3 protein-coding genes are annotated in these 1,181 nt (G+C 65.9%); 2 read left to right on the top strand and 1 reads right to left on the bottom strand.

The window, feature by feature from the left end; translation table 11 throughout:
- Together EOA33_RS39555 and EOA33_RS36295 are read left to right on the top strand one after the other, a co-directional pair.
- A partial coding sequence (locus tag EOA33_RS39555; protein WP_190234505.1) for a hypothetical protein occupies window positions 1-204 on the top strand: 204 nt, incomplete at its 5' end.
- A 104-nt stretch (window positions 205-308) separates the two neighbouring features.
- Complete coding sequence (locus EOA33_RS36295) at window positions 309-572, top strand: DUF6460 domain-containing protein (RefSeq protein ID WP_127407766.1); 264 nt, start codon at window positions 309-311, stop codon at window positions 570-572.
- Between the two features lie 3 nt (window positions 573-575).
- Here the strand turns inward: EOA33_RS36295 and EOA33_RS36290 are convergent.
- On the bottom strand, window positions 576-1,181 hold a 606-nt coding region (locus tag EOA33_RS36290), incomplete at its 5' end, for a histone deacetylase (RefSeq protein WP_145989532.1).

Genomic DNA, 1,181 nt, shown 5'->3' with positions numbered 1-1,181 from the left:
GGCGAGGGCGAACCTGCGCAGAAACCGAGCCATTGCCTTCAGCACGCCAAGGAACTGGTGGCGATCAAGCGCAAGCGGGGAGGCGGCCCAGTGTCGGAACTCGGCATCGGCGGCGGCAACCGCTACAATAGGCTCTGGCGCTACCGGGAAGTCTATCGCGAACGGGCGCCATGGGCCCGCATCTTGCGTTGGCGGTTTTGGTGAGCGTGGCCTTTGCCGACATCCAGCTGGCTTGATGCCGGGCGGGCAAGTGCGTATTTCTGGGATCGAACCCCCGAATCGGGGCAGCCGAAACGTGGAGACGGAACTTGTCCGCACTGACGCGCTTTCTCGGTGACTCACCGCTCCGGGTGCTGATCAAGCTGCTTGTGGTCTCGTTCCTCGTCGGCCTCGTGATGCACGCCTTCGGCTGGTCGCCGATGGACGTCTACCACGGCATCCGCCAGTTCTTCCTCGACCTGTGGAATCTCGGCTTCCATGCCATCGACCGTTTCATCGGCTACATCCTCTTGGGCGCGGCGATCGTCGTGCCGGTCTTCATCCTGCTGAGGATCGCCAGCTACAGGAAGTGACCCTCAGACGAAGCCTGACGCCACCTCGAACAGGATGGCGTGACGCGCGGCAAGTGTTGCCACGTCCGTCGAATAGCCGCCGCCGATGACGCCGCAGACCGGCATGCCGAGCCGGCGAAAATGGCGGAGAACCATCGCATCGCGGGCGCGCAGGCCGTCATCGCTGAGTGACAGCCGGCCCAGCCTGTCCCCGGCGTGGACGTCGACGCCGGCATTGTAGAAGACGATGTCCCAGCGCGTTCTGGCCGACAGTTCCGGCAGGATGCCGCCGAGCCTCTCGAGATAGGCCGCGTCGCCGATGCCGTCAGGCAGCGCAACGTCTAGGTCGGAGGCGATCTTGCGCACCGGATAGTTGCGCTCGCCATGCATGGAAAAGGTGAACGCGCGTGGTTCGTCCTTCAGGATATCCGCCGTGCCGTCGCCCTGATGCACGTCGAGGTCGACGATCAGGATGCTGCCCACGGCACCCTCGGCAAGCAGCACCAGCGAGGCGACGGCGACGTCGTTGAAGGTGCAGAAGCCGGCGCCCTGCGCGCGCCGCGCATGGTGGCTGCCGCCGGCGGCGTTGCAGGCGATGCCGTGCCTCAGCGCCAGCCGCGCCGCCAGCAC

Source organism: Mesorhizobium sp. M4A.F.Ca.ET.050.02.1.1 (genome assembly GCF_003997725.1).
Taxonomy (GTDB): Bacteria; Pseudomonadota; Alphaproteobacteria; order Rhizobiales; family Rhizobiaceae; genus Mesorhizobium.
Note: the sequence above shows the minus strand (reverse complement) of the source record. Positions and strands in the feature narration are given on the sequence as shown.